Below are 12876 nucleotides of genomic sequence, written 5' to 3' on the forward strand. Positions count from 1 at the left end.
GATCTCCTGCTCGTGAACGGTCCGCCGGCTGACCAAACCCGGGGAACGCGGCGACACGCCGCCTGCTCTCGGCGAACCGCTGGCAGACTGTACGTCATGGTGACGTTGCTCCTCGATCAGTCTCAGCTCGAGATCGTGCTGTCACCGATCGAGCGCGCGGTGACGTTCCACCGGGAGAACCTGCGCATCGAGCGCTCGACGATCACGCGTGTGCAGCTGACGGAGGACGTCTGGACCTGGCTGCGGGGGTCCCCGGGCCCGGCACGCACATCCCCGGCATCCTCGCGGCGGGCACCTGGAAGGGTGCGGCGACGACCGACTTCGTGATGATCCGCCGGCATCGCCCTGGCGTCGTCATCGATCTCGAGGGTGATGAGCAGTTCCAGCGGCTGATCCTCACGACCAAGCACGGGCCCGCGCTCACGCAGGCGCTGCGCCTGGAGGTCAGCGAGGAGCAGGCCGACGTCGTCGAGATCGCCTCGACCGCTCCCGTACGGGTGCCGAAGGGCAGCAAGCGCCCCGTCATCCGACCGCGCCCTGCCTGACGACTTGCGTTCGCCTGATCTCGCCGCGCCGCGATTCTCTCTTCGCGCCGCGATTCGCTCTTCGCGCCGACGAGGGGTCGGAGGATGTCGCGTCCGTGGCGAGGGATGCCGCAGAATCTGACCCCGCAGGTGGGGCGAGAGGCGCGAAGGGTCAGTGCTTCTCGTCGGACTCCGGATCGGATCCGGACTCCGCGGACTCCGCGTCGGCGTCGGCGTCGGGAGCCTTGCCGTAGGGCCAGGCCGGAGCCGGGTCCTCGAAGTACGCGCGGCGGGCCGCGGCCAGGGAGTCGCGCATGGACGACAGACGCGGGTCCTCGGTGTCGTCGCCCTCGGCATCCGCGGGTCCGCCCTCGGGAGCATCATCGATGGCGCGGCTCAACAGCGGTGCGAACACCGGATGCGTCTCGACGGGCACGTCGTCGACCGCGTCGTCGTCCTCGTCGTGATCCGCCTCGACCGCACCCGTCGTGGGCAGACCGGTGATCAGCTCGGTGAAGGTCGGCTCGACGGTCTCACCGGGAAGCGAGATCGCAGAGGTCGCGAACGGCAGCGGCACATGCGAGATCGGCGCGCGGCTGGGAGCATCGGGCCCGTCGGCTTCCTCCGATGCGGCGTCCCACGTCGAGTCGCCGTCCTGTGCGTCCTCGGAGCTTGAGCCGGTGGCGTCAGCCGGGGCGGATGCCGGTTCGGCGTCGACCTCCGCTGCGGCGCCCTGCTCGCGATCGGCGGTCGCTTCCCCGTCGCTCCCGATGTCGGATGCCGGGGCGTCGGCATCGCGCGCCGAGTCCGCGGCGTCTTCTGCGGCGTGCGCATCGTCCTGGTTGTCGTGCGTGGGATGCTCGCCGTGGTCGTCGTGCTCTTCGGCGACGTCGTGTGCGGGGTGCTCGGTGACTCCGTGCGCGGAGCCTGCCGCGTCGTCCTGCGCGAGCGCCTGCTGGTCGTGCGCGTCGTCCTGGTTGTCGCTCGTGGGGTGCTCGCCGTCGGCGTCGTGCTCTTCGGCCGCGCCGCGCGCGGCGTCCTCGCCGCCCAGCGTGCCAGAGGTGCCCCCAGGCTCGCTGTTGGCGTCATGCGCGCTGCCGGCGTCATGCGCGCCGACAGAGCTCTCCGCGGCGCGCGAGTCCTGCTGGCTCCCGGAGTCCTGCTCGCTGCCTGCGGCCGGGGCGGAATCGGGCTCGGCGGCGACGTCTTCGTCGATCGCGGCCGGCTCTTCGGTGTGCTCGCCCTCGGCGTCGTGCTGCTCGGGCCCACCGTCGGAAGCGGGCCCATCCTGCTGGCCCTCGGCGTCGTGCTCGGACACGGCGCGCTCGTCCGCGTTCGCATCGTGCGCGATGTCGTCGGATGATTCGGCGTCGGCGGTCGTGCTCAGGTCCCGTCCGGCGTCCGCGAAGTCGTCAGCCGCGGCGGTCTCGTCGCGTCCTGCTTCCGCGTCGGGTCCCGCAACGGCCGTGCTCAGGTCGTGTCCTGCTTCCGCGGCGCCGTCTGCGGAGTCGTCGGCCTCGGCGGTCTCACCCTGTGGGGCATCCGGGCCGACGTCCGCGGCGACGGCGTCCTCGTCCGGCGCGACATCTGCGACGACGGCGGCATCGTCAGCCTCGCCTCGTGCGGTCTCATCGTCCGCGGTGTCAGCGGAGCCGCCCTCCGCCCCGGTGCTCGTGTCCTCGGACGCAGCGACGACGGCCGCCGCCGCCCCGCCGGCGGCGACTGCCGTCTCGCCGGGGACACCGAAGGCCGGTGCAGCGGCGATGGCCGTGTCGAAATCGTCCGTCTGCGATTCGGCGCCCTCCGACACGTCCGGATCCGCTCCGGCCCCCGCCTCGACGGCGATCGCTTCGGCAGCCCCGGACCCGGCGGATGCGGCATCCGCACCTGTGCTCCCGGCGAGCAGCGCAGGCTCGGTACGGCGGCCGTAGACGAGGTCGAGGAAGACCTCCTCCAGGCTCGGGCCGCGCTGCTGCAGCACGGTGAGGGCGACGCCGGCGGATGCGGCGATCGCACCGATCGCGGCGGCATCCGATCCGCGCACGGTCACGCCGGAGCGGAGCACGTCGAACTCGAGCCCCGCGGCGGCGAGGGCGGCGGTGAGGGGTGCGCGGTCCTCGGCGTCGACGATCACGGCGCCCGTCGTCGGGTCGGAGAGCGCGTCGATGCCGCCCGTGTACACGGCCTGGCCCTTCGAGAGCACCACGACGTCGTCGGCGACCTGCTCGACCTCGCTGAGCACGTGCGACGACACCAGCACGGTGCGTCCCTCGTCGGCCAGCCGGCGCATGAGCAGGCGCATCCAGCGGATGCCCTCGGGATCGAGCCCGTTCGCGGGCTCGTCGAGCACGAGTACTCCCGGGTCGCCGAGCAGAGCGGTGGCCAGGCTCAGGCGCTGGCGCATACCGAGCGAGAAGGTGCCGATGCGGGTGTCGGCGTCGCCGTGCAGACCGACGAGGTCGAGCACCTCGTCCACCCGTACGGCAGGGATGCCGTTGGCCTTGGCCGCGAGCTGCAATTGCCGGGCCGCGCTGCGACGGGGGCGGTACACGGTCTCCTCGAGGACGCTGCCGATCGTGCGCAGCGGCTGGCGCATGTCGAAGATGGGCACGCCGCCGATCGTGGCGGTGCCCGACGTGGCGCGCACCTGACCCAGCAGGATGCGCAGCGACGTGGTCTTGCCGGCGCCGTTCGGGCCGAGCAGACCCGTGACGGCTCCCGGCTCGATACGGGCGGAGAAGTCGGAGAGCGCCGTGACGTCGCCGAATCGTTTCGTCACGTGCGTGAACTCGAGCACTTGTCCTTCGGGCATAGCGCGACCCCTCTGCTTACGGCTACCCCTCCATTCTGTCGGAAAAGCCGGTTCCGGCCCACATTTCCGGCCGCCGGGCCGGCCTCGGACGCCACCGGCGGCGGAGTACGCTGACAGTCGTGACAGCGTCGCCCGAAGCATCCCGTGTCCTCGTCCGCACCGAATACTCCCTCGGGCGGATCACCCTGAACAGGCCGGAGGCGATCAATGCGCTCGATCTCGGGATGGTGCGGCAGGTGCTGGCCGCGCTGAACGCGTGGCGCGACGACAGCGACATCCAGACCGTTCTGATCGACGGTGCGGGCGAGCGCGGTCTCTGCGCCGGTGGCGACGTGCGCACGCTCTACGACGCGATCGTCGGCGGTGACGCCGAGCACGCGGGCGAGTTCTTCCGCGCCGAGTACGAGATGAACGCCGCCATCGCCGAGTATCCGAAGCCGATCGTCGCCTTCGCGGACGGCATCACGATGGGCGGCGGCATCGGCCTGGCCGGTCATGCCGCGATTCGCGTGGTCACCGAGCGATCGCGACTCGCGATGCCTGAGACGCGCATCGGATTCACACCGGATGTCGGTGGCACCTGGCTGCTCGGCCGCGCGCCCGGCCGGCTGGGGAGTACTTCGGCCTGACCGGCGCGCACATGGATGCGGCCGACGCGATCTACAACGGGTTCGCGGACTATTACGTGCCCTCGGACCGGCTCGACGCGCTGCGCGACGCGCTCGCCTATCGCGCCGACCCGGGCAGCCCCAGCGAGCTGGTGATGCTGTTCGACGAGACGCCCGAGCCGTCGGAGCTGCCCGGCATCCGGGACTGGGTGGATGACGCGTTCTCCGCGGCGACGGTGGGCGAGATCGTGCAGCGGCTGCAGGGCTGCGGGAACGAGGATGCCGCGGGTGCGGCATCCGTGCTCTCGGGAATGGCCCCGACCGGCCTCGCGGTGACGCTCGACGCCGTGCGCGAGGCGCGCGGGATGAGCTCAGTGCGTGAGGCGCTGGAGGGTGAGTACCGACGCGTGCTGTGGTTCGTGCATCACCACCCCGATCTCGTCGAGGGCATCCGCGCGCAGCTGGTCGACAAGGACCGGAACCCGCGTTGGAAACCGGCGACCATCGCGGAGCTGCCGGCGGATGCCGGTCGTCCGGCGCGCGAGTACGTGCCGGACGTGCCGCTGTTCGCGTAGGCGCGCCGGTAGCTGTGCCGCGAACTCGCGAAAGGAGCCTTCCGCAGCTTCCGCGGTGTGCGGAACGGCGAAATGCTCCCATCGCCGGACGCACGGCGACCGGAGGGCGGATGCCGCGTGCTGGATGCCGCGCTGCGGGATGCCGCGCTGCCGGATGCGGCGCTGCTGGGTGCCGCGCTGCGTGCCGTGTGCGAGGAGGAGAACGCCGGTGGGCCGCGTGTGTCGCCGGCGAAAAGCTCCCTGCGTGCGCGCGTGCGTGCGTGCCGGCGTGCGTGCGTGCCGGATGCGGCGTGCTGGATGCGGCGTGCTGGATGTGGCGCTGCGTGCCGTGTGCGAGGAGGAGAACGCCGGTGGGTCGGTTCTGTCGGCGGCGAAAAGCTCCTTGCGTGCGTGCGTGCGTGCCGGCGTGCCGGATGCGGCGTGCTGGATGCGGCGCTGCGTGCCGTGTGCGAGGAGGAGAACGCCGGTGGGTCGGTTCTGTCGGCGGCGAAAAGCTCCTTGCGTGCGCGCGTGCGTGCGTGCCGGCGTGCGTGCTGGATGCGGCGCTGCGTGCCGTGTGCGAGGAGGAGAACGCCGGTGGGTCGGGTCTGTCGCCGGCGAAAAGCTCCTTGCATGGCGAGGACGAGCGGGATGCACCGTGGCGGCCGCTAACCTGAGCGCATGACCGGGATGCCGGGTTCGCCCGCAGCGGCGGAGGGGCCGTCGGCGTGGGGCGACGGCTTCGAGCACCGGATGGCCGATGCGCAGCGGCAGGACGCCGCGATCGGCCCGCGGGACTGGGCGGCCTGGCCTGCTGAGGCGGAGCGCGGCACCATCGAGGCTCCCAGCGGACCGCTCGCGCACGTCGCGATGGGGCCTCCCGACGGCGAGCGGGTGCTGCTCGTGCCCGGGATGACCGGTTCGAAGGAGGACTTCGCGCTGATGATGCCGCTGCTCGCGGCATCCGGGTATCGCGCGGAGTCGTACGATCTGGCCGGGCAGTACGAGTCGTTCCGCGCCGGGCCCGAGCGACTCCAGCCACCGCAGCAGCGCTACTCGCTCGAGCTGTTCGTGGCCGACCTCATCGCCGTGCTGGAGCAGGCGGACACGCCGGCGCACGTCCTCGGATACTCGTTCGCCGGCACCGTGGCATCCGCCGCCCTGGCAGAGCGGCCGGAGCCGTTCGCGACCCTCACGCTGCTGTCGGCTCCGCCAGTCGCCGGGCAGGCGCTGCGGGGGTTCAAGGTGCTGGGCCGGGTCAGCTGGGCGGTTCCCGGTCGTGCTCTGGGACCCGTCTTCATCGCGGCGCTGCGGCACAACGTGCACCGCGCGCCGGAAGACCGCGCCGCGTTCGTCACCGCGCGCTTCGCGCTGACCCGTCGCCGCAGCGTCGGCGACATCCTCGCCCTCATGAAGCGCACTCCCGATCTGGACGAACGGTTGCGGACGTCGGGCGTTCCGATCCTGGTCGCCGCGGGCGCGCGAGACGTGTGGCCGGATGCCGCGCACCGGGCCTTCGCGGCCCGGATCGACGCCCGGCTGCTGGTGCTGCCGACCGGGCACAGCCCCTGCGAGACCGCTCCGCACCAGCTCACGGTGGCGATGCTGGACCTGTTCCGTTCCGGTCGTTGAGCGTGGGTGCGCAGGCGACGTAGCGCCGTCGACCGAGCACCGTAGTGAGCGAGCGCAGCGAGACGAAGTGCCGAAGTGACGGACGCATCGTCCGCCGGACACGTCACGACGTTTCGTCTCGCTCGTTCCTCGCTCGCTCAACGACCGGGTGGGGCATCCGTTCCTCGCTCGCTCAACGGCCGGAAAGCGCGCGCCGTCGCATCCGCCGCCCTCGTGCGCATGCGACGATCCGATGGCCCCAGCCCACCTCCCGAAGATTGACCCCCAGAATGTGGAACGCCCACGAGGCACGACGACGGAACCCGGCGAAGTCGTCGAACGGGCGCGCCGACACCTGCACGCGCAGCGAACGGTCGAAGTCGACGCCGGTCTCGGGGAGAGCACGGCGGTGATGTCGAGGTCGTCGTGCGCGCGGGGGTCGTCCAGATGCAGGCGGGGTCGCAGCTCACGCCACACGTCGTGCCGGAGCGCGAAGTTCGAGCCGAACAGAGGCAGCCGCCCGAGCACCAGCCGCATCGACAGGAAATAGCCGCCCAGGTAGACGTGCCGTCCGATCAGCCGCCACACCGGTCCGCGGCCGTAGAACTCGCCGGTGCCGGTCAGCCCGCCGAGCGTCGGGTCGGCGTCGAAGCGCTGGACGACGCGTGCCGCCCAGTCCGGACCCGGCCGTGAGTCCGCATCGAGCCTGCCGAGGATCGCCCCGGATGCCGCATCGAAGCCCGCCGCCGTGGCGCGCAGCACTCCGCGATGCGGCTCCACGACGAGGGTCGCGCCGAACTCCCTTGCGACGGCAGCGGTGTCGTCGTGCGATCCGTTGTCGACCACGATCACCTCATCGGGCTGCCGGGTCTGCTGGACGAGCGCGCGCAGGCATCCCCGCAGCAGGACGGCGTCGTCGTAGGACGGGACGATGACGCTCAGCACGATCGGCGAGTCTGGGCTCATGGCGCGCTCAGCCTATGACGCAGGGCGCGCGCGCCGGCGAAGGCGCGCTCCCCGGGCATCTGCGGTCGATCCGGGCGCGCTCGGCCGCCGCGTCGCCCGGCATTCGTTCGTGTGCGAGGAGGATATTGTCGGCGAGTCGTCGCGAGGACCCGCGAAAAGCTCCTTGCACGGGGTGGTGACCCGGGTGTCCGGCCGCGTCACGAATGCAGGGAGGAAATCGCCGGTGCAGGGTCGCGGGGACCCGCGAAAAGCTCCTTGCACGGGGTGGTGATCCGGGTGTCCCGGCCGCGTCAGGAATGCAGGGAGGAAATCGCCGGTGCAGGGTTGCGCCGACCCGCGAAAAGCTCCCTGCATCAGGAGCGCACCTCTCGACGCGCCTGCCCCGATCAGCGCACCGAGGCGATGATCTGCTGCAGCCGCGCGACGTGCGCGGCGGGCTGCCGGTCGTGCGCGTAGGCGAGCGCGGCCGCGCGATGCGGGGAGAGGATGCCGCGGTCCGCGGCGAGTTCCCGCATCAGAGCGGCCAGCCCCCCGGCATCCGGCGTCGGGGTGAGCAGCGCCGCCTCACCGAACTCGCCCGCCAGCACCGGGTCGCTGACGATCACCGGGCGCTCGTGCGAGAACGCCTCGAGCGCCACCATCGGCTGGTTGTCGAAGCCGAGCGAGGTGATCAGCACGGCGTCGGCGGAGTCCATCAGCTCTGCGACGCGCTCGCCCGGCACCGAGCCGTGGAAGGTCACGCCGGGCACCGGCCGGGCGGTGCCCCCGCGACGTCGAGCTGCACCCGGTCGCCGAGGTCGGACGCCACCTGCCGCATCGCGTCGAGTGCGACCTCGACGCGCTTCTCGGGCGCGAAGCGCGCGACCCAGAGCAGCCGCAGCGGACCGGCGGCCACCGCCGGAGCCTCGGCCAGCGGCTGGGCGACGTTCGAGAACGCCTCCACGCGCCCCGCCCCGGCCGCGCGCAGCGCCTCGGCCTGGTGCCGAGACGGCGAGAGCACCACATCGGCGCGCTCCGCGATGCGCAGGGTCATGGTGCGCAGCGCGTTGTTCATGGCGTGGCCGCCCGTCGCGCGGCCGCCGTCGCGGATGCCGGTCAGCGAGCGGTGCACGCGTCCGACCACCGGCGCGAACGGGGCGAGCGCGGCGGGCGCGGTCCAGAAGAACGTATGCACCGTGTGCAGCACCGGGATGCCGAGGTCGCGGCCCACCGCGAGCGACGCGGCGGCGAGGGCGAACTCGGAGTGCACGACGATCGCGCCCACGCCGTGCCGGCGGACGGTCGCCGCGACGAGCGGCTCGAGATCGTGCGCGCGTCCGAGCAGCGGCAGGTCGAGCACCGGGATCGTGCCCCGCCGCGGCGGCGCGACCAGGGTGATGCCGGGAACCTCCGCCACCTGATCGGCGTCCGGCGCCAGCACGATCACCCGCACGCCCTCCGAGGCGAGTGCCTCGGCCTGCCGGAGGAACGCGGTCTGCGCCCCGCCGAGGTAGCGCAGCGAGTAGTCGCAGACCAGCAGCACGGCGTCGTCTCGCATGGCATCCCTTCGGCGGTGGATCGTCTCCGAAAGTCTAGAAGGGGCAGCTCGGGGTGATTCTTCGATCCCGTCCAGAAAGCGCCCGTCACCCGGCATTCGTTTCGCTGTCAGCGAAGGTTCCGGTGCCCGCCTACCGATTGTCGGAGGCCCGTGGCACGCTTTCATGTGGCCGATTCTCGATCGACCCCGAACACCTTAAGGATTCCGCCCGTGCTGGGAAAGCTCCTCTTCCGATATCTCAAGAAGTACAAGTGGCTTCTGCTGGGCGTGCTGGTCTTCCAGTTCGCGAGCGCGATGGCCACTCTCTACCTGCCCACTCTGAACGCCGACATCATCAACTACGGCGTCGCGAAGGCCGACACCGGCTACATCTGGACGCACGGTGCGTTCATGCTCCTGGTCTCGCTCGGGCAGATCCTGTGCGCGATCGTCGCGACGTTCTTCGCCGCCCGCGCAGCCATGGCCCTCGGCCGCGACATCCGCGCCGACGTGTTCGCCCGCGTCAGCGGCTTCTCCGAGCGCGAGGTGTCGCAGTTCGGCGCCGGTTCGCTGATCACCCGCAACACGAATGACGTGCAGCAGGTGCAGATGCTGGCGATGATGGGCGCGACCATGTTCGTCACCGCCCCGCTGCTGGCGATCGGCGGCGTCATCATGGCCGTCCGGCAGGACGTCGGCCTCAGCTGGCTGATCGCCGTCGCCGTGCCGGTGCTGCTGGTGGTCGCGGTGCTGATCATCGGCCGCATGGTGCCGCTGTTCCGCACCTATCAGGGCCGGCTCGACACGATCAACCGCGTCATGCGCGAACAGCTCACCGGCGTCCGCGTCGTGCGCGCGTTCGTGCGCGAGCCGATCGAGGCGGAGCGCTTCCGCGCCGCCAACACCGACATCATGACGGTCGGCCGCAACGTCGGCTCGCTGTTCGTGCTGCTGTTCCCGCTGTTCATGCTCATCCTGAACGTGACCGTGGTCGGCGTGATCTGGTTCGGCGGCGTCGAGGTCAACGCCGGCAACGTCGAGATCGGCACGCTGTTCGCGTTCATGCAGTACGTCGGCCAGATCATGGGCGGCGTCATCATGTCCAGCTTCATGGCGATGATGATCCCGCGCGCCGCCGTCTCGGCCGACCGCGTCGGCGAGGTGCTCGACGCCGAGTCGAGCATGACCCGTCCCGAGAAGGGCGTGACCGAGTTCGCCGCCCCGGGCAGGTCGTCTTCGACGACGTCGAGTTCACCTACCCGGAGCGGATGCCCCGGTGCTGACCGGCATCGACTTCCGTGCCGAGCCGGGTGAGACCGTCGCGATCGTCGGATCGACCGGCGCCGGCAAGACCACGCTGGTGTCGCTCATCCCGCGTCTGTTCGACGTCACCGGCGGTTCCGTGCAGGTCGGCGGCGTCGACGTGCGCGAGGCCGACGTCGACGAGCTGTGGAAGGGCATCGGCCTGGTGCCACAGCGTCCGTTCCTGTTCACCGGCACGATCGCGTCGAACCTGCGTTTCGGACGTGAGGACGCGACGGATGACGACCTGTGGACGGCGCTCCAGATCGCCCAGGCCAAGGACTTCGTGTCCGAGATGCCCGACGGCCTCGAGTCGCACATCGCACAGGGCGGCACCAACGTCTCGGGCGGGCAGCGGCAGCGCCTCGCGATCGCGCGCGCGATCGTGCACCAGCCGCGCATCCTCGTCTTCGACGACTCTTCTCGGCCCTCGACCTCACGACGGATGCGAGGCTGCGGCAGGCCCTCTGGAGAGAGCTGCCCGATGTGACCAAGGTCGTGGTCGCGCAGCGCGTGTCCACGATCACCGACGCGGACCGGATCGTGGTGCTGGACGGTGGCACGATGGTCGGCGTCGGCACGCACGATGAGCTGCTCGCGTCGAACGAGACCTATCGTGAGATCGTCGAGTCGCAGCTGGGGGTGGACGCATGAGCCCTTCGACGAGCTCAGGGACCCAGCCGGAGAAGCAGACCCGGCGTGAGCGCGCCCTCGCCGCCCGTGCCGCCAAGGGTGGAGCCGCCGTGGCCGAGCCGGAGACTCCGCTGACCGAGGCGCAGAAGGCCGAGGAGGAGCAGGCCGAGAAGGCGCGCCAGGCCGGCGGTGGCATGTTCGACGGCCCGGCCCCCGGCAAGGCCGACCACTTCGGCCCCAGCTTCAAGCGCATGATCGGACTGCTGAAGCCGTCCGCGCTGTGGTTCGTGCTGGTGTCGTTCTTCGGAGCCATCGGCGTCGTGCTCGCCGTGATCGCGCCGAAGGTGCTGGGCGAGGCGACCAACGTCGTCTACGAGGGCTTCATCTCGAAGACGCTCGGCGACAACGGCTTCCCGCAGGGCATGCCGCAGGACCAGGTGGTCGAGGCGCTGCGCGCCGCCGACCAGGGCACCTTCGCCGACATGGTCGCCGCGATGGACACCTTCACCGTCGGCGCCGGCGTCGACTTCGATCGGCTGCGGTACATCATCGTGGCCGTGCTGGCGATCTACGTGGCATCCGCTTTCCTGAGCTGGATCCAGGGCTACGTGATCAACGTCATCATGGTGCGCACGATGTGGCGTCTGCGCGAGGACGTCGAGGCGAAGATCAACCGCCTGCCGCTGTCGTACTTCGACAAGGTGCAGCGCGGTGAGCTGATCTCGCGCGTCACCAACGACATCGACAACATCACCCAGACCATGCAGCAGTCGCTGTCGGGTGCGCTCACCTCGGTGCTCACCGTGGTCGGCGTGCTGGTGATGATGTTCTCGATCTCATGGCAGCTGGCGCTTGTCGCCCTCGTGGCGCTGCCGCTGATGGGCGTCATCTTCGGCGTCATCGGCCCCCGCTCGCAGAAGGCCTTCGGCATCCAGTGGCGCAAGGTCGGCCGGCTCAACGCTCGCGTCGAGGAGGCGTTCTCGGGCCACGCCCTGGTGAAGGTGTTCGGTCGCGAGAAGGACGCACTGGAGAGCTTCCAGGAAGAGAACGAAGAACTCTTCCAGGCCAGCTTCAAGGCGCAGTTCCTGTCGGGAGTGATCATGCCGGCGATGCAGTTCATCGGCAGCCTCACCTATGTCGGCATCGCCGTGCTGGGCGGCCTGATGGTGGCCAACGGCAGTCTGCGACTCGGCGACGTGCAGGCGTTCATCCAGTACTCGCAGCAGTTCACCCAGCCACTCAGCGAGCTGGGCGGCATGGCCGCGGTCGTGCAGTCCGGCACCGCGTCGGCGGAGCGGGTGTTCGAGTTCCTCGACGCCGACGAGCAGGAGCCGGATGCCGAGAACGCGCCGACCGTGAAGGACGGCAAGGGCGTCATCGAGTTCGAGCACGTCGCCTTCTCCTACACGCCGGATCGACCGCTGATCACCGACCTGTCGTTCCGGGTGGAACCGGGACAGACGGTCGCGATCGTCGGTCCGACCGGTGCGGGCAAGACCACGCTCGTGAACCTCATCATGCGCTTCTACGAGCTCAGCGGCGGACGCATCCTGCTCGACGGCCAGGACATCGCGGAGATGACCCGCGAAGACCTGCGGTCGCGCACCGGAATGGTGCTGCAGGATCCGTGGCTGTTCGCCGGCAGCATCCTGGAGAACATCCGCTACGGCCAGGCATCCGCCACCGACGAGGAGGTGCTCGACGCAGCCAGGGCGACCTACGTCGACAGGTTCGTGCACGCCCTCCCCGAGGGCTACGAGACCGTGCTCGACGAGGATGCGTCCAATGTGTCGGCCGGTGAGCGACAGTTGATCACGATCGCGCGTGCGTTCGTGTCGCAGCCGTCGATCCTCATCCTCGACGAGGCGACATCGGCGGTCGACACCCGCACCGAGCTGCTGCTGCAGCACGCGATGGCGGCGCTGCGACAGGGACGCACCTCGTTCGTGATCGCGCACCGGCTGTCCACGATCCGCGACGCGGACCTCATCCTGGTCATGGAGCACGGCGACATCGTCGAGAAGGGCAACCACGACGAGCTGATCGCGGCCCAGGGCGCTTACTGGCGGCTGTACCAGTCGCAGTTCGAGCAGGCCGCGTCCGACATCGACGCCGAAGAGGCGCTCACCGGCAGCACGCCGGTGATCGTCAGCGGCGAGGCGGACGAGGTCCCGGTTCCCGGCGCGGCGGCCGCGCCGGTGCTGCCGGTGACCGAGTTCGTGTCGGAGGTCGCCGAGGGCGAGGCCCACCCGGCAGCCGACGCCGACGACCGGGCCTGAGCCCAGACGGCGAGAGCGCCCGTCCCCTTGCGGGGGCGGGCGCTCTTCCGTGTGTGCAGTGCGGACGTCCG

The 12876-nt window shown here is 70.7% G+C and carries 8 protein-coding genes and 3 pseudogenes; 7 read left to right on the plus strand and 4 right to left on the minus strand.

Annotated elements, in window-relative coordinates:
• Positions 1 to 96 precede the first annotated feature (96 nt).
• Both L2X99_RS16280 and L2X99_RS16285 read left to right on the plus strand, forming a co-directional pair.
• Positions 97 to 327, plus strand: coding sequence for a hypothetical protein (locus tag L2X99_RS16280; RefSeq protein WP_236135402.1), 231 nt, complete (start codon positions 97 to 99; stop codon positions 325 to 327).
• On the plus strand, positions 327 to 545 hold the full coding sequence (locus L2X99_RS16285) for a hypothetical protein (protein ID WP_236125841.1): 219 nt from the start codon (positions 327 to 329) through the stop codon (positions 543 to 545). Before L2X99_RS16280 ends, L2X99_RS16285 begins: the two co-directional genes overlap by 1 nt.
• Before the next feature lie 151 nt (positions 546 to 696).
• Here L2X99_RS16285 and L2X99_RS16290 read toward each other — a convergent pair whose 3' ends face one another.
• Positions 697 to 3336 carry an ATP-binding cassette domain-containing protein gene (locus L2X99_RS16290; RefSeq protein WP_236125840.1) on the minus strand — a complete coding sequence of 880 codons (2640 nt, stop codon included), beginning with the start codon at positions 3334 to 3336 and terminating at the stop codon, positions 697 to 699.
• Positions 3337 to 3455: 119 nt separating this feature from the next.
• Here L2X99_RS16290 and L2X99_RS16295 point away from each other — a divergent pair.
• Positions 3456 to 4519, plus strand: a pseudogene (locus tag L2X99_RS16295) (enoyl-CoA hydratase/isomerase family protein).
• Positions 4520 to 5179: 660 nt separating this feature from the next.
• Positions 5180 to 6130 (plus strand): alpha/beta fold hydrolase, encoded by a 951-nt coding sequence (locus tag L2X99_RS16300; protein ID WP_236125839.1) that lies wholly within the window; start codon positions 5180 to 5182, stop codon positions 6128 to 6130.
• Between the two features lie 435 nt (positions 6131 to 6565).
• On the opposite strand, the pseudogene L2X99_RS18725 reads toward L2X99_RS16300, so the two are convergent.
• Positions 6566 to 7000, minus strand: a pseudogene (locus L2X99_RS18725) (glycosyltransferase family A protein); the annotation flags it as partial.
• Between L2X99_RS18725 and L2X99_RS16305 the strand changes: the two are divergent.
• The gene (locus tag L2X99_RS16305; RefSeq protein WP_236125838.1) at positions 6935 to 7093 is read left to right on the plus strand and encodes a hypothetical protein; all 159 of its coding nucleotides are present in this window, start codon (positions 6935 to 6937) and stop codon (positions 7091 to 7093) included. The pseudogene L2X99_RS18725 and the gene L2X99_RS16305 overlap by 66 nt on opposite strands.
• A gap of 368 nt (positions 7094 to 7461) precedes the next feature.
• Here L2X99_RS16305 and L2X99_RS16310 read toward each other — a convergent pair whose 3' ends face one another.
• Positions 7462 to 7824: a glycosyltransferase gene (locus tag L2X99_RS16310; RefSeq protein ID WP_236135403.1), complete on the minus strand. Its 363-nt coding sequence runs from the start codon at positions 7822 to 7824 to the stop codon at positions 7462 to 7464.
• The gene (locus L2X99_RS16315; RefSeq protein ID WP_236125836.1) at positions 7812 to 8612 is read right to left on the minus strand and encodes a glycosyltransferase; all 801 of its coding nucleotides are present in this window, start codon (positions 8610 to 8612) and stop codon (positions 7812 to 7814) included. The genes L2X99_RS16310 and L2X99_RS16315 overlap by 13 nt, the downstream gene beginning before the upstream one ends.
• 210 nt (positions 8613 to 8822) lie before the next feature.
• On the opposite strand from L2X99_RS16315, the pseudogene L2X99_RS16320 reads away from it, so the two are divergent.
• Both L2X99_RS16320 and L2X99_RS16325 read left to right on the plus strand, forming a co-directional pair.
• Positions 8823 to 10547: pseudogene (locus tag L2X99_RS16320) on the plus strand (ABC transporter ATP-binding protein).
• Entirely contained in the window at positions 10544 to 12805 is a 2262-nt protein-coding gene (locus tag L2X99_RS16325) for an ABC transporter ATP-binding protein (protein WP_442923462.1), read from the plus strand. Before L2X99_RS16320 ends, L2X99_RS16325 begins: the two are co-directional and overlap by 4 nt.
• Positions 12806 to 12876 lie beyond the last annotated feature (71 nt).

Source organism: Microbacterium sp. KUDC0406 (assembly GCF_021582875.1).
Taxonomy (GTDB): domain Bacteria; phylum Actinomycetota; class Actinomycetes; order Actinomycetales; family Microbacteriaceae; genus Microbacterium.

What these genes read in the sequence shown, in the direction of transcription:
- L2X99_RS16290 (WP_236125840.1), bottom strand. Translation starts at nt 3,336, where the DNA reads ATGCCCGAAGGACAAGTGCTCGAGTTCACGCACGTGACGAAACGATTC.
- L2X99_RS16300 (WP_236125839.1), top strand. Translation starts at nt 5,180, where the DNA reads ATGACCGGGATGCCGGGTTCGCCCGCAGCGGCGGAGGGGCCGTCGGCG.
- L2X99_RS16315 (WP_236125836.1), bottom strand. Translation starts at nt 8,612, where the DNA reads ATGCGAGACGACGCCGTGCTGCTGGTCTGCGACTACTCGCTGCGCTAC.
- L2X99_RS16325 (WP_442923462.1), top strand. Translation starts at nt 10,544, where the DNA reads ATGAGCCCTTCGACGAGCTCAGGGACCCAGCCGGAGAAGCAGACCCGG.
- L2X99_RS16280 (WP_236135402.1), top strand. Translation starts at nt 97, where the DNA reads ATGGTGACGTTGCTCCTCGATCAGTCTCAGCTCGAGATCGTGCTGTCA.
- L2X99_RS16285 (WP_236125841.1), top strand. Translation starts at nt 327, where the DNA reads ATGATCCGCCGGCATCGCCCTGGCGTCGTCATCGATCTCGAGGGTGAT.